At 56.6% G+C, this 17,275-nt stretch carries 19 protein-coding genes; 4 read left to right on the forward strand and 15 right to left on the reverse strand.

Going from position 1 to position 17,275, the window contains the following annotated elements; translation table 11 throughout:
• Positions 1–46 precede the first annotated feature (46 nt).
• The 5 genes from ACG2K1_RS00815 to hrpA form a co-directional block, all read right to left on the reverse strand.
• The gene (locus tag ACG2K1_RS00815) at positions 47–499 is read right to left on the reverse strand and encodes an EVE domain-containing protein (RefSeq protein WP_395428877.1); all 453 of its coding nucleotides are present in this window, start codon (positions 497–499) and stop codon (positions 47–49) included.
• Between the two features lie 149 nt (positions 500–648).
• Complete coding sequence (locus ACG2K1_RS00820; protein WP_395428878.1) at positions 649–1,299, reverse strand: SDR family oxidoreductase; 651 nt, start codon at positions 1,297–1,299, stop codon at positions 649–651.
• The gene (locus ACG2K1_RS00825) at positions 1,251–1,409 is read right to left on the reverse strand and encodes a hypothetical protein (protein ID WP_395428879.1); all 159 of its coding nucleotides are present in this window, start codon (positions 1,407–1,409) and stop codon (positions 1,251–1,253) included. The genes ACG2K1_RS00820 and ACG2K1_RS00825 overlap by 49 nt, the downstream gene beginning before the upstream one ends.
• A 386-nt stretch (positions 1,410–1,795) precedes the next feature.
• A complete protein-coding gene (locus ACG2K1_RS00830; RefSeq protein WP_009427622.1) occupies positions 1,796–2,620 on the reverse strand; it encodes a CPBP family intramembrane glutamic endopeptidase in 825 nt (274 codons plus the stop codon).
• A 75-nt stretch (positions 2,621–2,695) separates the two neighbouring features.
• Positions 2,696–4,093, reverse strand: a complete 1,398-nt coding sequence (gene hrpA, locus ACG2K1_RS00835; protein WP_395428880.1) for an ATP-dependent RNA helicase HrpA — start codon at positions 4,091–4,093, stop codon at positions 2,696–2,698.
• Between the two features lie 241 nt (positions 4,094–4,334).
• Here hrpA and cas3 point away from each other — a divergent pair, with 241 nt between their 5' ends.
• From cas3 to cas7c, 4 genes are read left to right on the forward strand one after another with little or no spacing between them, the layout of a single operon-like run.
• Positions 4,335–6,818 (forward strand): CRISPR-associated helicase Cas3', encoded by a 2,484-nt coding sequence (gene cas3, locus ACG2K1_RS00840; RefSeq protein WP_395428881.1) that lies wholly within the window; start codon positions 4,335–4,337, stop codon positions 6,816–6,818.
• 17 nt (positions 6,819–6,835) lie between these two features.
• On the forward strand, positions 6,836–7,570 hold the full coding sequence (gene cas5c / locus ACG2K1_RS00845) for a type I-C CRISPR-associated protein Cas5c (RefSeq protein ID WP_395428882.1): 735 nt from the start codon (positions 6,836–6,838) through the stop codon (positions 7,568–7,570).
• Entirely contained in the window at positions 7,567–9,594 is a 2,028-nt protein-coding gene (cas8c, locus tag ACG2K1_RS00850) for a type I-C CRISPR-associated protein Cas8c/Csd1 (RefSeq protein ID WP_395428883.1), read from the forward strand. The genes cas5c and cas8c overlap by 4 nt, the downstream gene beginning before the upstream one ends.
• 21 nt (positions 9,595–9,615) lie before the next feature.
• Positions 9,616–10,458, forward strand: coding sequence for a type I-C CRISPR-associated protein Cas7/Csd2 (gene cas7c, locus ACG2K1_RS00855; protein ID WP_395428884.1), 843 nt, complete (start codon positions 9,616–9,618; stop codon positions 10,456–10,458).
• A gap of 300 nt (positions 10,459–10,758) precedes the next feature.
• Here the strand turns inward: cas7c and ACG2K1_RS00860 are convergent, their stop codons facing one another.
• The 10 genes from ACG2K1_RS00860 to ACG2K1_RS00905 form a co-directional block, all read right to left on the reverse strand.
• Positions 10,759–11,331 carry a formyltransferase family protein gene (locus ACG2K1_RS00860; RefSeq protein WP_395428885.1) on the reverse strand — a complete coding sequence of 191 codons (573 nt, stop codon included), beginning with the start codon at positions 11,329–11,331 and terminating at the stop codon, positions 10,759–10,761.
• Positions 11,328–12,455, reverse strand: coding sequence for an ABC transporter ATP-binding protein (locus ACG2K1_RS00865; protein WP_395428886.1), 1,128 nt, complete (start codon positions 12,453–12,455; stop codon positions 11,328–11,330). Before ACG2K1_RS00865 ends, ACG2K1_RS00860 begins: the two co-directional genes overlap by 4 nt.
• A complete protein-coding gene (locus tag ACG2K1_RS00870) occupies positions 12,452–12,640 on the reverse strand; it encodes a hypothetical protein (protein ID WP_395428887.1) in 189 nt (62 codons plus the stop codon). Before ACG2K1_RS00870 ends, ACG2K1_RS00865 begins: the two co-directional genes overlap by 4 nt.
• Entirely contained in the window at positions 12,613–12,792 is a 180-nt protein-coding gene (locus ACG2K1_RS00875; RefSeq protein ID WP_395428888.1) for a Com family DNA-binding transcriptional regulator, read from the reverse strand. Before ACG2K1_RS00875 ends, ACG2K1_RS00870 begins: the two co-directional genes overlap by 28 nt.
• A 172-nt stretch (positions 12,793–12,964) precedes the next feature.
• Positions 12,965–13,258 carry a hypothetical protein gene (locus ACG2K1_RS00880; protein WP_395428889.1) on the reverse strand — a complete coding sequence of 98 codons (294 nt, stop codon included), beginning with the start codon at positions 13,256–13,258 and terminating at the stop codon, positions 12,965–12,967.
• Between the two features lie 67 nt (positions 13,259–13,325).
• Positions 13,326–13,487: a hypothetical protein gene (locus tag ACG2K1_RS00885; protein WP_395428890.1), complete on the reverse strand. Its 162-nt coding sequence runs from the start codon at positions 13,485–13,487 to the stop codon at positions 13,326–13,328.
• Positions 13,488–13,498: 11 nt separating this feature from the next.
• On the reverse strand, positions 13,499–14,227 hold the full coding sequence (locus ACG2K1_RS00890) for a DUF4376 domain-containing protein (protein WP_395428891.1): 729 nt from the start codon (positions 14,225–14,227) through the stop codon (positions 13,499–13,501).
• Positions 14,228–14,236: 9 nt separating this feature from the next.
• The gene (locus ACG2K1_RS00895) at positions 14,237–15,535 is read right to left on the reverse strand and encodes a phage tail protein (protein ID WP_395428892.1); all 1,299 of its coding nucleotides are present in this window, start codon (positions 15,533–15,535) and stop codon (positions 14,237–14,239) included.
• 22 nt (positions 15,536–15,557) lie between these two features.
• Positions 15,558–16,136 (reverse strand): phage tail protein, encoded by a 579-nt coding sequence (locus ACG2K1_RS00900; RefSeq protein WP_395428893.1) that lies wholly within the window; start codon positions 16,134–16,136, stop codon positions 15,558–15,560.
• A 3-nt stretch (positions 16,137–16,139) separates the two neighbouring features.
• Positions 16,140–17,273, reverse strand: a complete 1,134-nt coding sequence (locus ACG2K1_RS00905; protein ID WP_395428894.1) for a baseplate J/gp47 family protein — start codon at positions 17,271–17,273, stop codon at positions 16,140–16,142.
• Positions 17,274–17,275 lie beyond the last annotated feature (2 nt).

Below are 17,275 nucleotides of genomic sequence, written 5' to 3' on the forward strand. Positions count from 1 at the left end.
AACGCTTTTGCAGTTTGCCCGACAGTATTTCAGGCAGCCTGAAACGTTAAAACAAACTTGCTTGCTGTGGATTGGGTGCGGATGCGTTTTCAGGCTGCCTGAGCATATAGCTTGTAACCCGGTTAAAAAAATCTTGCGAAATTTCAAAATGCCCGTAGCGCAGCAGGCTGGCGTATTGTTTCCATTCGCCATGCTGGCGGGCGATGTCTAGCGGACAATCGCGCACAATTTGGGCATACGCCACATTGCGGCGAAACGGGATAAAAGTTTCACTCATCTGAAACGGATAGGCTCGCTCGTCCAGAATTTGCCCGAACGCGGTAAAGGCTTGCAGCTTTTCGTTGCCGTCCAAACGGATTTTTGGGCTGTAATACAGCAGCCAGTCGCCGCGTTTCATGCAGTTGAGCGGGGCGGCTTTGCCGTGGCAGACTTGGCAAAAGCCGCCTGCGACACCGCGTAAAACGTGTTCTTGGGAAACTGTGCCTATCCAATATTTCATATTTGCTCCTGTGTGAGTTTGTAGGTCGGGCATTCATGCCCGACATTTTTAATTTGCCGGTGTTTGTCGGGCATAAATGCCCGACCTACGCTACTGGATTTGTTGGGCGATAAGCATGGTGTTGTCTTTTGAATTAAAAGGGGAATCTGCTATTTCACCGACGCATTGCCGCCGTCGGCAAACAGCGCGGCGCCGGTTACAAAACTCGCCGCCGGACTGGCAAGAAAGGCAATCACCGAGGCGATTTCTTCAGGCTGCGCGATGCGTTTGACCGCGTGCAGCCCCGCCGCCCACGCTTTCTGCTCTGTGTTGCCTGCCATGTCGGTGTCCGCACCGCCGGACAATACGACGTTGGCACGGATGCCCTGCGCCGCGTAATCGGCGGTAATGCCCTTTGCCAGCGCGCTCAACGCCGCTTTTGCCGTGCCGTAAGCCGACAGGTTCGGCAGGGCGACGCTGCTGCCGACGAAGCTGGAAGTAAACACCAGCGCACCACCGCCGCGCGCCAGCATCGCCGGGATTTGGCTGCGCGCGCCCAAAAATGCGGTGGTGAGGTTGCTGTCCAGCGTGTCGCGCCATTCATCGGGCGAGAGCTCGGCAAGCGGCTTGTACGCACCCAGCGCACCGACGTTGTTCACAGCTATATCCAGCCCGCCGAAAGCCTGCTCTGCGGTGCGCACCACTGCCGCATGGGTTGCAGATTGGCGCGCATCGCCTACTACCATCTCCGCCCTGCCGCCTGCTTCGCGTATCAATGCCGCCGTCTGCGCCAGTTCGTCCGCGCGTCGCGCGCACAACACGACCCCGCGCCCTGTTTTGCCAACAGCAAGGCCGTTGCCCTGCCGATGCCCGACGATGCGCCGATGACGGCGGCGACTTTGCCGCTCAAATTCAAAAAATCGTTTTGCATGGTTTTTCCTTTTCTGTCAGTTGTTTGGTAACAGCGCGGATTTTAAGGAAAAGACCACAGGCAGACGACCCGATTCTTGCGGAGTTTTCAGGCTGCCTTTGGGGCTTTCAGACGGCCTTTTCGGCAGCCTGAAAATTGTTGAACCATACCCCGCCGACGTCATTCCCGAGCAGACGGGAATCTTAGTAGATTTAACCAATAGTTTGTTTTTTCAAAAATTTCCAAGCATCAAACAAGATTCCCGCCTGCGCGGGAATGACGGCAGGTGGGCAGGTTTGCGCCTGATAAAAGTTTCAGGCTGCCTTTGGGTTTTCAGACGGCGTATCGGGCATTGATACCCGACGTTTTTTAAATTTACCGGCAGTTGTCGGGCATGAATGCCCGACCTACTTGTATTTAGCAAAGAACAATTTATGGTCTTTGGCAATCAACACCATCACAAACAGCAGGAAAATCAAGGTTTGTATGATTTTGGTGTCGGGGTGCGTGTCAAAAATTTCGTTGGCCGTGTTGGCAGCCAAATGAAACAGCACGCTTATCCAAATATTGCGCCCGAACTTGCAGTACAGCCAGTTCATAATCAGCACAAACAGAAATGCGCTGGCAGCAAAATTAACCGACGCCAACGCGCCTTCGGCAACCACATTGCTGTGGTAATAGCCTTTCACAAAAGCCAGCGGCAGATGCCACACCACCCAATACACGCCGAAAATCATGGAAGCGGAAAACAGGCTGAATTTTCGCAACAGCGCATCCGTGCCATAGCTGTGCCACGCCAATTCTTCAACCAGCGGGGCAAAAGTCAGTACAAACCATGCGGAGACAAAGGCAGACTGAAAAGACGGCTGCCCCGAAATATGAAACTGCGCCCAGCTATACCCAAACAATGTAGAAACCGCCTGCGCCGCCATAATTGAGCCGTAGGTCAGCAGCAAAACCAGCCCGACGGCAAGCGGCGAAAAATGCCGGTGCAAAGACAGGCGGCGTTTCAAATCGTTCCACAAATCAGCGTCTTGGCGGAACAAATGCAGCGCAACCAGCATCGGCGACACCAAGCCCGCAATGCCCAAAACAATCTGCCCCACTTGCGCGGCGTCCGTCTGCGCGGGCAGGTGGCTCAAATACGCCATGCCGAACCACAGCACGGCGGGAATCAGCATAGACCAGAAATAGAAGAAAACGGGGCGGTTGTATTTGCTTAATATGTTCATGGCGTGCCTGCTTTCTATGGTTATCTATGGTTTCAAAAAATACGATATTTTGCCTTTCAGGCTGCCTATCCCCTTTCAGACGGCCTCTTCCACCGCCCCCAATTCCAGCAACACCTGAAACCCGTCGTTGATATACCGCTGGTCGGGTGCTTCTAAAAACGGGAATGCCGCCACGTCGCCGAGTTTCAAGGCTGCCATGCGCAGGATGACGGCGGCGAGGTTGCTGCGGATGATTTCGGGGTCGGTGAACGGGCTGCGCTGGTTGAAATCGTCTTCGGCGTACAGGCGGATGCACACGCCTGCCGACACGCGCCCGCAACGCCCCGAACGTTGCTGCGCGGCAGCTTGGGAGATTTTTTCCACATGCAGCTGCTCCACTTTGGCGCGGGCGGAATAGCGTTTGACGCGCGCCAAACCCGTATCAATCACATATTTGATACGCGGCACGGTGAGCGAGGTTTCGGCAACGTTGGTCGCCAAAATAATGCGCCGCTGCGAACCTGTGGGGTGGAAGATTTTGTGCTGCTCCTGCGCGGAAAGGCGGGCGAACAGGGGCAGAATGTCGTCGTTGCGGCGCAGCGGGGATTTTCGCAGGGCTTCGGCGGCTTCGCGGATTTCGCGCTCGCCGGGCAGGAAGACGAGAATGTCGCCGTCGCCCAGCCGCGCGAGTTCGTCCGCCGCGTCCACAATCGCTTCGGGAATGTCGATTTCCGCTTCGTCTTCATCACGCTCGTTAATCGGGCGGTAGCGGATTTCTACGGGATAGGTGCGCCCCGACACTTCCAATACGGGTGCGCCGTTGAAGTGTTGGGAAAACCGTTCGGCATCGATGGTGGCCGAGGTGATGATGACTTTCAAATCAGGGCGGCGCGGCAGAAGCTGTTTCAGGTAACCTAACAGGAAATCAATATTCAGGCTGCGTTCGTGCGCTTCGTCGATAATCAGCGTGTCGTAGGCGGCGAGATAGCGGTCGGTTTGCGTTTCAGCGAGCAAGATGCCGTCTGTCATCAGCTTGATGCTGGCATCGCGCGAGGTGTTGTCGTTAAACCGTACTTTGTAGCCCACCGCCTGCCCAATCGGCTGCCCCAGCTCTTCGGCAATGCGCTCGGCAACCGAACGCGCGGCAAGGCGACGCGGCTGCGTATGCCCGATCAAACCCGCCGCCCCGCGCCCGAGTTCCAGGCAGATTTTGGGCAACTGGGTGGTTTTGCCCGAACCCGTTTCGCCGCAGATAATCGTTACTTGATTGTTTTGAATGGCGGTTTTGATGTCGTCCAAACGCTCGTGCACGGGCAGGGTGTTATCAAACTCAGGCTTGGGCAACGCGGCTTGGCGTTTTAAGAAAATATCGTGGGATTTTTGGTATTTTTCTTCGACTTTGGCTTGGCCGCCGTATTTTTTCGGGTTTTTAAAGGCGGATTGCAGGAAATGGCGGTCTTTGGAGAGCACTTGGGTGAAGTCGGGCTGGAGCATGGTTGTGTATGAAATTTCAGGGAAAACAAAGGGCGGAATTATAGCCCAAAGGCCGTCTGGAAAGCTTTCAGACGGCCTTTTTGTATAGGAACAGTCGTTTAGGATGGAGATAGGTGCAAGGAGAAATGTAAATAATTTGTTTGTTGTGATATTATTCGTTAATAAATATTAAGTTATTTGCATATTTGCAGACCGCAAACGAATAACAACAACCAAATCTACGAATTAAACGGGGAAAACCGTGTCTGATAACCAATTTATCGCTCATGTACGAAAGGCAGACGGAGAGCAGCAGCTGCTTGAAACGCATCTTGCGGAAACGGCTGAAATAGCGGGGCTGCTTGCTGCCAAGTTGGGTTTGGGTATGGCGGGCAAGTTGCTCGGGCTGATGCATGATTTCGGCAAATATTCCGAAAAGTTCCAAAGCTATATCCGCCATGCCACGGGCTTGCTTGATCCTGATGCGGATGAAGAAGAAAACACGCCAACGGACAGCAAGGTTGATCATTCCACGGCGGGTGCGCAATGGGTTTATGGCCGTCTGAAAGTGTTTTGGGCGCAATACGGCATCGGCGAACTGTTCGGGCAGATGCTTGGCTTATGCATTGCCTCGCATCATGGGGCGGGGCTGATTGACTGTTTGGATCCTGATAACGGAGAGGCGGTTTGGCGCAAGCGCTTTAATAAAGACGATGCGCTGACGCATTTGGCGCAGTGTGAACAGGTCGCCGACAAATCCGTTTTGCAACAGGCACAATCCTTGGCTGGCGAGGCTTTGCTTAAAGAAATGCTGACTGCGTTGGATGCGGTCATTCGGCCAATGAGCGAGTCGTTTAATAAAGAAAGAAAACATGGCGAGATTAAAACCCCGCACAAAATTGAAGAGTTTTATCTTGGCTGTTTCACCCGTTTTCTTTTTAGCTGCTTGATCGATGCCGACCGCATCAATAGTTCGGATTTTGAGCGTGAAGCGCAGAAAGATGTGCGCCGTTTGGCTGAAATGCCAGATTGGCAGGTCGCCATTGACAAGCTGGAAGCCCATCTTGCGCAGTTGCCCGTTCGTTACCCCATTGATGAAATCCGCCGCGATATTTCTAATACCTGCCTGCGCCGTTCCGGCGATGGGCAGGGAATCTATACGCTAACCGTTCCTACCGGTGGCGGCAAAACGCTCGCCAGCCTGCGTTATGCGCTGCACCATGCGCAAAAGCACTGGCTCGACCGCATTATCTATATCATTCCCTACACTTCCATCATCGATCAAAACGCCCGCGCCGTGCGCGATATTCTGGGCGCGGATTGGGTGCTCGAGCATCATTCCAATTTGGAACCCGAACAACAAAGCTGGCAAGACAAGCTGTTGTCCGAGAACTGGGACAAACCCATCGTGTTCACGACCATGGTGCAGTTTCTGGACGCATGGTTTGGCGGTGGTACGCGCGGGGTGCGGCATGTACACGCAATGACCCGCAGCGTGTTGGTTTTTGATGAAATCCAAACCTTGCCTGTGAAATGTGCGCGCCTGTTTTGCAATGTGCTTAACTGGCTGGCGAAATATGGCCGCAGCAGCGCAGTTTTGTGTACCGCCACGCAGCCTTTGCTGGGTCAGGTTCCCAATCCCGAATTAGGCAGCCTGAAATTGGTGAAAGACGCCGAAATCATGGGCGGCGGACAAGATTTGGACAGCTTGTTTGCCGGTTTGTCGCGCGTGGAAATCATCCCCAAGTTGAAAGCGGGCGGCTGGGCGGTGGACGAAGCGGGTGCGTTTTTGCTGGAACGTTTTCAGACGGCCTCAAGCTGCCTGTTTGTCGTCAACACCAAACGCTGGGCGCAGGAGCTTTACCAATATTGCCAGCAGCAAAACGTACCGGGCGACGCCCTGTTTCATCTCAGCACCAACCAATGCGCCGCGCACCGCAGGGCGATTTTCGATGTCATCAAGCAACGCCTGCAAGACGGCAAGCCCGTGCTCTGTATCAGCACCCAGCTTATAGAAGCGGGCGTGGATATTTCCATGGCTTGCGTGATCCGCGCCTTGGGCGGGCTGGACAGCATTGCCCAAGCGGCGGGACGCTGCAACCGCAACGGCGAAAATACCGATAAAGGGCAGGTGTATGTGCTTAATCTGCAAGAGCCGGATTTTTCCAAAGTTTTGCCCGATATCACCGCCGGGCAAGCTAATGCCGATCGGGTGTTTCGCGAGTTTGACGGACAGGATATTTTGCAGCCCGACGCCATGAACCGTTATTTTGAATATTACTTCCACCAACGCGGCAGCGAAATGAGCTACACCCTTGCAAACAGCGTTTCAGGCTGCCTTTTGGACTGGCTTTCCGACAACAGCCGCAATCCTTATATGCCGAAAAATAATAAACGGGGCAAAGCTATTCCGCTGTTGATGCAATCGTTCAAAAGCGCAGGCAGGGCGTTTGCCGCCATCGATGCGCCAACCCGTGCCGTAATTGTGCCCTACGGCAAAGGACAGGAGCTGATAGCCGAGCTGTGCGGCGCATGGGATGCCAAAGAAATGCGCCGCACACTGGCACAGGCGCAGCGTTACAGCGTGAATGTTTTTCCCAATGTGTGGGAGCGGCTGCAAAAAGCGCAAGCGGTGCGGGAAACCCTTGCCGGTTCGGGCATTTACTATCTCGACGAGCGGCACTATCACGAAGCATACGGGCTTTGCATCGATGAAGCGGGCGAAATGACGTTTTACGATTTATAGCAATCACAAGGAGCGATATGGACAACAAAATCAGTTTCCGCGTTTGGGGGCGGCAGGCACTGTTTACCGACCCCGTTACCAAAATCGGCGGTGAAAAATTCAGCTACCAGGTACCGACCTATGAAGCCATAAAAGGCATATTGAAAAGCATTTATTGGAAGCCAACGTTGATATGGCATATCGACCGAATCCGCGTGATAAAGCCGATACGCACGCAAAGCAAATCCACCAAACCTAGGCAATGGGAATCTCCGCAAGGAAATCATCATACATTGGCTATCTACACCTTTTTGCAAGATGTGGAATACCAGGTTGAAGCGCATTTCACCTGGAACGAAAACTGGGAAGAGCTGGCACCAGATCGTATTGCCGGCAAGCACATCGCCATCGCCCGCCGAATGCTGGAACGCGGCGGGCGGCAGGATATTTTCCTGGGTACGCGCGACTGCCAGGGCTATGTCGAACCGTGCGAGTTTCGCAGCAGCGAAGGTTTTTACGATGCCATCGACAATCTGGATTTCGGTTTGATGTTCCACAGCTTCGGCTACCCCGAAGAAACCGGCAAACCCGAGCTGGTCAGCCGCTTTTGGCATGCCAAAATGGAACACGGCGTAATTGAATTTCCCAGCGTTAACGACACAACAGGCCGTCTGAAAAGCCGTTTCATCCGCAAAATGCAGCCTGAAAAGCTGTTTAAGCGCGGCGAGAATCTGAAAGCAGTGGAAAACGAAGCGCAGGAGTTGGGCTTATGAGCTGGATGAGCAAGTTGTATCAAACTTATGAATACGCACAAAAACAGGGTTTAGACGATGAGGATTTGGCTTTGCCTTTCCACATGCCTAAAGCTGCGCATTTAAAAGTGGTGCTAAATGATAAAGGCGAATTGGTTCGTGCAGAACGCTTTGATGGCAAGAAGCAAGTTCCTATTCAGGTAACAGAAAAATCATCAAAACGATCCGGTTCGACGATTGCGCCGTATGCCTTGCATGATAACTTGCAATATGTTGCTAAAACTGCGGAGCAGTATTTAACGATTGCATACCTTTCAAAAGTAGCTGAGAAAGAAAGCGGGAAAAAATGGAAGGCTTTTTTATCTGATAACGATGACGGCAGAAGAAAATTTGCAGATTTGGAAAAAGAAAAATTCAGAAATAGTTTTGAATGTTACGAAAAGCAATTATCCGATTGGGCTGATTTTAGTGGGTTGAAAGAAATACAGGCTGTTTTGCAATATATACGAAAAGGCTCTTTGATTAAGGATTTATTAAGCCATCAAGTTTTCACGATTGAAGAAGATATTTTGTTGTCGAAAAAAGATGACCCATTCGGCTTTACGATTGTGTGGACGGTAGAAATTCCGGATGATCCACATACAGAATTATGGAGTAAAAACAGCGTCCAAGCAGACTGGATTAGATACCAAGAGAGTACGAGCGGACAAGATAGTACTCAGAAAGATTTGTGCTACATAACGGGAGAACAGGAGTTTCCGGTAGCGGCGTACCCTAAGATTCAAGGAAATGCCAAATTGGTATCTGCCAATGATACGGGAGGTTTGACTTTTCTTGGTCGTTTTCTAACAGACAAACAAGCTGTTATTTTGGGAAGAGATGTTTCTCAAAAAGCATTCAATATGCTGAAATGGTTAATTAAACGTCAGGGATTTAAATTCGACGATCAAGTTACCGTTGCCTGGGCAATCAGCGGCAAACACATTCCCTCGCCGCTGCAAGATACCTTCGTCGAACTGGACTTGGGCAACTTGAGCGGCAGTATCGGCAAAGCCGAAGCCGAAAAGCAGCCTGAAAACCAAGAAGGCGGTATCGACTGGTCGGACAATATCGGACAAGCCGCCGCGCAAATCATCAAGCGAAAAATGCGCGGCTATCGGGCGGACTTGGCAAAGCACGAGCAAATTTCCCTGCTGATGCTCGATTCCGCCACGCCCGGGCGCATGGCGCTGACCTATTACCAGGAATTCCTGCCCGATGATTATTTCGCCAATCTGGATGCGTGGGTGGACGATACCGCCTGGTACCAACGGCACAGCATCGACAAAAAAGGCGCAAAAAAATCCGACAAAAAGCAGACCATCTGGCCGATTCTGCCGCCTTCGCCCTATGCCGTTTATGAAACCGTGTATGGTAAACGCGGCAGCGACACCCTGAAAAAACAGCTCTATGCCCGCCTGCTGCCCGTGATTGCAGGCGGCCGCGGCGTGCCGCTACCCTATGATCTGGTGCAGAAAAGCTTTCAGGCTGCCTGCAATCCCGGCGGCTGCGAACATTGGGAATGGCAGCGCAATATCGGCGTCGCCTGCGCGCTTTATAAAGGCTGGCGCGCCCGACATCATGACTTATCACAACGGAGAACCTACCCCATGAGTTTGGACAAAGAAAACCGCTCGCGCGACTATTTGTACGGCAGGCTGCTGGCGATCGCCGAAAATATCGAATCCTACGCCCTTTATCTGGCGGAAGAGAAACGCGCCACCACCGCCGAGCGTTATATGCAGCGTTTCGCCGAGCATCCCTTTGCCACTTGGCGCAATATCGAGCTGGCTTTAAAGCCCTATCAAGACCGTCTGCGCAGCCGCAACAAAGACACCGGCAGCCGCGCCATCGGCGAAATCATGGAGCTTTTTAATCCCGACGATTTCACTTGTGACAACAAGCTCAACGGCGAATTTCTGCTTGGCTACCACTGCCAGAAAATGGAAATCGCCCGCCAAATCGCCGAGCACGGCAAATCTAAACCGAACGAAACCACCGAATAAACCATTTTTAAGGAGAACCCCATGAGCCTGAGCAAAAAAATCGACTTCGCCCTGATTATCAAAGTACAAAACGCCAACCCCAACGGCGACCCGCTTAACGGCAACCGTCCGCGCGCCGACTTTGCCGGTTTCGGCGAAATGACCGATGTCTGCCTGAAACGCAAAATCCGCGACCGTCTGCAAGACGCGGGCGAAAGCATTTTTGTCCAGTCCGACGAAAAGAAAACCGATGGCATGACCAGTCTCGCCAACCGCGCCAAAGACAAAGACGTCGGCTTGGGCGCGGAAGCCTTCAATCCAAAAAAAGCCAATAAAGACCAAACCGCCCAAGCGGCCTGTGAAAAATGGCTGGACGTGCGCAGCTTCGGCCAAGTATTCGCCTTTGGCAAAAGCGACGACGCTTCCGGCGTATCCATTGCCATCCGCGGGCCGGTAACCGTCCAGTCCGCATTCAGCGTTGAGCCGGTCAGCATCACCAGCACGCAAATTACCAAAAGCGTCAGCGGTGAGGGCGACGGTAGCAAACGCAGCTCCGACACCATGGGTATGAAACACCGTGTAGACCACGGCATTTACGTTGCATTTGGCGCAATGTCCCCCCAATTGGCCGAGCACACCGGTTTTTCCGATGATGATGCGGAAAAAATCAAAGCCGTGTTGCCCAAGCTGTTTGAAGGCGACGCCTCGTCCGCCCGCCCCGAAGGCAGCATGCAGGTTTTGAAAGTGATTTGGTGGAAACACAACTGCAAAGCGGGTCAATATTCCTCTGCCAAAGTACACGGCAGCCTGAAAGTGAACGCCGACGGCAGCTACACCTTGGACGGTTTCGGCGACCTGCAACCCGAAGTAATCGACGGCTTCTGATATGTCAGCCGCTGCAACGGACGGGCGCAGCATCCCCCTCTCCGCCCTGCTGAAGCCCGCCGCGAAAAATCCACCTGCTTTATTGAGAAAAACACTCTTCCGATTTGTTTCATATCGTGCAACATTATTTCACTTCCCGCCCTGCAAAGGCGGGATTTTTTGTATCGATAAAAAACGGCGTCGGTGCTCAGAACAATTGCAGATTGGAAACAAGAAAACAAAAGGGACGACGTCGTCCCTTTTGCTATTTAAAACCAATTCAAGACTGTTTTAAATGGAACAATCTTGCACTGCTGCCGGTCAGCCTTTCAGCCGCTGTCGCGTGAACGCCGGTTCAAAGGTGACCAGTGTTTCGTCCTGCGGCACGGTGGGGATGTCGGGACGGGCTAGGTATTGGCCGAGCAGGCGCAGACCCATTGGGGCGAGTTCCCGCTGCCACAGGCTTTGCGCGGTGTCGTCGGGGCGGATGTGGCACCAGTCCTGTAGCAGGATGCCGCCGGTGTCGGCGCCGTCGTCCATGCGGTACAGGGTGCCGCCGGTAACGGGCTCGCGCATGTGGATAGCCCAGCGCACGGCGTCGCGGCCGCGATGGCGCGGTAGCAGCGAAGGATGGTAGCCGACGGCGCCGTAGCGCGCCTGATCACGCAGGCTCTTCGGAATGAAGACGTGGGCGTGGGCGGCAAGGATAACGTCGCATTCGGGCAGGGTTGCGGGCAGCGCGGTTTGTACCGGTATGCCGTGGGCGGCGGCCGTCTGAAACAGCCTGTCTGCGCTGTTCGGCGCGTAGGCAGCGGTAACTTGATGGCCGTCGCGCAGGCATTGCTGCAAAAGCTCGGCGGCCAGCCATTTTTGGCCGGTGATGGTTATCCTCATGCGTCCTCCCTCTCTCCCAGATAGCGGAAGCCCTGTACGGCGCGGAAGTGGCCGCCGTAGCCCACAGCGTTGCCGGTTTTCCCGCCGCTCGTGCGCTCCGCCGAGCGGCGTATGCTGGCGGCGGAGCGGGCTTTGTTGCCGCCGTACAAAACCGCTGATACCTGCGTCCATTTTTTATCGCGGCGCAAGGCGTTGGCCAATGCGGGATGCGAGGTGTGGAACAGCGTGCGCATGGGCTTTCGGTAGCGGTTTTCGCCGCGCTGCCACATCTCGCAGCAGGCATTGAGAAAGCGCATGCCTACGCCCGCGCCCTGCCACTCAGGCAGCACCACCAAACGGCACGCCCGCGCTTCGACCAAACCCGGGCGGGTACTGAAGGCAATATGCGCCACAGGCTGGCCGTTGACCAAACCCATGTAGTGGGTGGCGGCAATCATCGGCGGCAGTTTTAAATAATGATGCGGCTCAAACAGGCGCCAGTCGGCTTGTCGGCAAGGGTATATTTCCAGTTCGAGTTTTGGGCGTTGCCTGACCCACCCCCATTGGAATTGGCCGGTGTCGGTATCCAATACCCAGTCGGGTTGCACCCAGTCCAAAATATCGTGGTGGCAGGACAGCAGCACTACCTGCCCCGTCGTGCGGCGCCATGCCTTGGCAAACGCGCCCGCGCCGATTTGGGCAATTTGGCGGTCAACCACCGAGCTGAACTCATCCAATACCGCAAAGGACGGCGCTTCGCACAGCAGCCGTGCCAGATTGGCGCGGAACTGCTCGCCATTTGAGAGCACGGCATACGGGCGCAGCCATGTCGGCACACTGCCCAGTCCCACCGAAGCCAGCGCAGCGGTAACGTCGTTAAATGCGCCATCGGGTGCAATCGCATCCACAATCGGCACATCCCGCGCCCATTTGGGCGCGTAGATTTGCCCCAGCTTTTTGCCGATGCTGGTTTTGCCCGAACCGGAAGAGCCGACCACCACGCCGATCTGCCACGGTTGTTTATCCAGCGGCAGGTCGGCTTCCAAGTTAAAGTTTGCGCCCGACTCCACATTAAACAGCGATTTGACCGAAGCGGCACGGTAGCTGTCAAAATCCGAGCAACGGTGTTGGATTTGGATTTTCATACGCTGACCACCTTTAATTTCAAACCTTGTTCTTTCAGCTCGGCATACACCTGTTGCTGGTGCTTCTCGTCGACGCACAGCACGACCACACCGTACTGCTGTTTGTATTTAAAGCCGTTGCGGCCGTAGTGTTTGGCCGCTGTTTGCGGCGGCGGATTTAGCGGGATGGCGTTGTTTTTGAGCATCCATTGTTTCCTTTCAGGTTCGGATGCTCGGCGGCATTCTGGGTTGTTAAAGAACTAAATTTGTTCACGGCCTTGCAGCGTGGGCATTTGATTTCAAAATTTCCCGTGCCGACGGCCAAGAGCTTATTGCAATGTGTGCAACGGTGTTTCATTTTTTGCGGCTTCCTACATCGTTAGTGATACAATCCGCCCGCCCTCGAGGGTGGCGGCTTTGGCTGATGCAGGCTGGTTCTGCTAGGCTGGCGCGGCGGGTGTGTCAGCACCTGCCGTGTCGCCGTCTTTTTAGGTTTGTCTGCCCGTCCGTTTCTGCGGACGGGCTTTGTTTTACTGTTTTGCCCCATCCTCCTTTTTCAGACGGCCGCTGCGCAGCTCCGGCGGGAAGTGGTGTCGTCTGCACTCTTGTTCGTAGGCGCTTTTGCAATGGTCGCGCTGATGGCGGAACAGGCCGTTGATGATGCGGCGGGCGAGCAGCCAGCGGCGGCGGGGCTTTTGTTCCAACACAGCGCGGCGGTGGATGCGGCTGGACAGGGTTTCGTCCGGCCAGCCGCCGGTGAGGGCGTTCAGCAGTTGGTCGGCGGCGATCAGGATGAGGCGCAGGCGGGTTTTCAGGGCGTTCATCGGCGGTATTCCCATGTTTTAAACGTTCTGCCGCAGCAGACGGCGAAATTCCATCCTTTGTAACAGCTCATTTGCGTTTTCCTTTTTGGTTTCTGCGCCGCTCGGCACGGTTGCCGTGCCGGCTTTCAGGTTGCTTTGATGTTTCCAGCGCAGCAGCCAGCATCAGCGCCATTGTCAGCAGCGGCGTGCGGCTTGGCTTGCTCAAACCGATTCGGATTTGCTCTTTCATGCTTCCCCCTTTCAGACGGCCTGAAATTCGGGCGCGGGCTGAGTCCAGCCGTCGGAATAGTCGTAATCAAGCGGATGCTCGGCTTGGAGCATAGCGGCGCGGTGGCGTTCGGCGTTGGCGAAATCGGCCTGTTCGTCGGCAATGAGTTTGAGCGACAGCTCGTCGAGCAAATCCTGCGTCATGGTGACAAAGCTGTTGTCTATGGTTTTCCATTGCAGGTTTTCGGGCAGTTTGGGCAGGGTGCGCAGGAAGGTGTACCGGCCGCGGGCGGAGTCGTCGTTGTGAAACCATTTGCCGATGCTCGGCACGAACACGCCGGCGCGGGTGGCCTCGTGGCGGCGCGCTTTGATGCGCTCCCACATTTCGCCCTGCTGGCGGATTTTGCGTTCGGCTTCGGCGGCGGGGTCGGGCTGCCATTGTGTACCGTCCCAGCGGTGCAGGTCGGAGGGCGGCGGCTCTAAGGTGAGGCCGTCTGAAAGTTCGCCCGCTGCGGTGACGGTGAGGGCTTCGCGGGTGTCGGTGCGGTAGGCGGTTTGTCCCCGGTGGTCGGGAATGTATTCCCAGCCCGTGCCCGTCCAGCGGGCGGTCTGTCCGTCCGCTGGGTCGGGCGGGTCGGTGTCGACGCACAGGGCGGGGAGCAGCCAGCCGCCGCCCAGGGGGTCGGGGTCGGCTTCGGTTTGGCCGATGTAGAGGCCGTCTGTATCGAGCTGGCAGACGATTTTGGGTTGGTATTCGGTCATGGTGTGCTCCTAGATTTTGATGCAGGCCAGAAGGGCAATGTTGCGGGGGCGGGTTTCCGCGCCGCCGGTGGCGGTGTAGTCGTCTTTGGCAAAACCGTAGACGTTGTTGGAATCGGTGTCGGGCACCAGGGTGATGTTGAGGTTTTTGCGCTCCGACAGATGCTCAAACATGTCGTCGCTGTTGCCTGCAATCGGCATCGCGTGTTTATGGGATTTGATTTCGTCGGCCTGTGCCGAACCCAAGGCTCGGTTGGCGTCGATGCCGCGGCCGTCGTCCCAGCCGCGTACAAACTCGCCGCGCAGGTCGGGCAGGTTAAATGTGTTGCGGCCGTCGCCCGCGCCGTAGGCCGTGCCGATGGCGGCGAAGAGGTCGGCGTAGGCGGTGCGGGAAACGGCGGCGCCGTTGGCTTTGAGCCAGCCTGAAGGTGCGTTGCTGCCTGCGAAGAAGGCGATTTGCCCCGACGGGGCGGCTTGGGCGATTTTGCCCGCAACGGTGGCGGCAAAGTTGGCGTCGCCGCTCAGTGCGTTTTGCAGCTCTCCGAGGGTGTCGAAGGCCGCGCCCGCGCCGCCGAGGATTTCGTTTTTCAGGGCGGTGCGCACGGCCTGCGCCTGCTGGCTGACCCAGCCTTGATAGGCCACTGTCTCGTTGCCCTCAACCGTCGGAAAAGAGATGTACTTGGTCGTCTGGCCGCTCTCTTCAAACTTGAAATTGAGGCGCACGCTGCCTGACACGGTGTGCGATGCTTGGGGGGGGCTTTCCACTACCCAGCGGCCTTTGCCGCTTGTCATGGACAGTTTGCCCCATTGGTTGGGGTTGTCGATGGTGAGCACGCCACCGGAGAGAGTCTGGCTGCCCCGGTTGCCCAGTTTGTCGTCGTTGAGCTGTTTGCCCATCGCAGCGGACAGGGCGGCGTCGTTGCCGCCTGCGGTGAGGTTGTCAATCAGCTTGACAACACCAGCGAGGGTGGCGGTGGCTTTGGCCAGCTCGTGTGTGTGGCCGGTGTTGCCGTTGCCCGCCCAGTTGTTCGTGTTGCCCGACAGGGTGGACGGGGTGGCGAGGGCGATGCTGCGGTTGGCGGACAGGTTGCCGCCGCCCGCCAGCCCCGCGCCTGCGGTGATGCTGATGCCCTGCAGGCTGCCGATGTTTTGCACGGCTTTTGCCAGCTCGGTTTTGAGCCACAGGGTGCGGTTGGCCAGCTCGCGCGTCGGGCGGTTGTCGATACCGTTGGGGCCGCCCATCACGGGGTCGGAGGTCTCAAACTGGTAGATGCCTGCCTCCCAGCGGGCTGTTTCGTTCAGGTTTGCCATTTTTTTCCTTTGGGTGGGTTGCTCAGGCCGTGCCGCGGGCAAATTTGCCGTCGCGGCGGGCACGGCCGTTGTGTTGCAGGGGAACGGAGCGGTAGTCGAGGGCGGCCAGTACGCAGCGGGCAGGGGCGAAGGCGGCGAGCGTACGGCGCAACAGCGCGGCTTGGCCGTTGGTAATCGGGCTGCTCATGACAATACGGTAGTGTGCCCAGTGGTTGCTGTGCCCGTGTGCGTACAGACCGTCGCGGCGGATTTCGCCGTTGTGTTTTTTATTGGACAGCCCTTCGATGATTTCGATTTCGCCGAAGCCCAGCCGCCGCACGATTTCGCGGATGGACCACGGCGTGCCTTTTTTGCGGTGCAGCTCGTACGCGCCTTTAATCAGGCGGCGACGGGCGTCGTCGCTTTCGGCCAGCCAGTAGCCGTCCACGCCCAAGATGCTGCGGCTTTCGGCCAAGAGTTCCAGATGCGCGGGAGCGACCAAATCGACCAGACGCGGCATCAGGCGCGGCAGGTCGGCCAAATCCAGCCGCAGGCCGAGTTCAGCCAGCGCGCGGGCGCGTTGGTCGCGTTCGATAATCGCGGCGTAGGAGAGTTTGGCCATCGCCTAGCCCTCCGCCGTGTGCGCGGCGGCGCGGATGTCTGCGGATATGCAGCGCGCCCATTGGTCGGGCCTAACTTCGGTCAGCGGCAGGCCGTGCAGCACCACGTTGTACACGCCCGCCACTTTCAAGGCCGTTTGGATGTCCAGCGGCACGATGTCCAGCCCCAGCTTGGCGCGGCGGCGGCTTTCGTAGTCCGCCCAGGCGGCGCGGGCGGCGGCCAGCACTTCGGCGGCGTTGGCGCCGGTAAACAGGGTCAGCTCGGCATCCAGGCGGTAATCCACCGGCTGCGGCGCGGCCACGGATACGGTGTCGCACAACGGCCGGCGGTCTTCGGCCGACAAGGCAGCTTGAACCTTGGCCAAGAGTTCGGCAGACGGCAGGCCGTCTTTGGCCAGCACGGTTACGGCGACGCGCCCGCCTATCGGGTTGCCCGCGCCGTCAAGCGCGTTGGCGACGTGTACGTCGGCAACCGCGGAACTGGCCTGCCGCACCCAATACTGGTAGGCGCCGACGGGACCGGCCACGCTGAAACTTTCAAAGGCCAGCAGGATGCGCTCGCGGTAGGCTTCGTCATCTTCCGCTTCCGCGCCGCCCGCCGATGCGGTGGTGTTGGCGGCAGCCACATCGATGGTCGGGTGCAGCCGCTCGGCCAAGGTGTTGATTTGCCCTGCCGACCAGCCGTTGCCCGCCGCGCCGGCACGGGTGCATTCGGCGGGCAGTTCGACGGCGGGGCTTTGCGCGGTCAGCATGCCCGCTGCGGTGGTGGCAAACGACACCTGTCCGGCCGCCACCAGCGTGCCTTTGGGCACGGGTATCTGTTGGCCGTCTGAAATCTGCGCGCTAAAACGCAGGGTGGTCAGCGCGCTTTGGGCATCCAGCCTCGGCGTGCCGACGTCGTCGCCGCACAAATCCAGCATCAGGCCGGTGGCAAAGCGCGGGTGCTGCTGGCGGTAGGCTTCGTTGACCTGCGCCCTTAACAGCGTTTCGCGGTAGGCGAAGGTGTTGATAATGAGCCGTTCGATATGGGCGGGCTGCAGCACTTTGCCGGCGCGCCGCTCGTAATCGGCAACGGTTTCGGCCAGCACGGCGGCCAGTTCGTCTTCAACGATTTTGATGTCGTTTTTGTTCCAATCCATGT

This window comes from Neisseria sp. 23W00296, from assembly GCF_044772855.1.
Classification (GTDB): Bacteria; Pseudomonadota; Gammaproteobacteria; order Burkholderiales; family Neisseriaceae; genus Neisseria.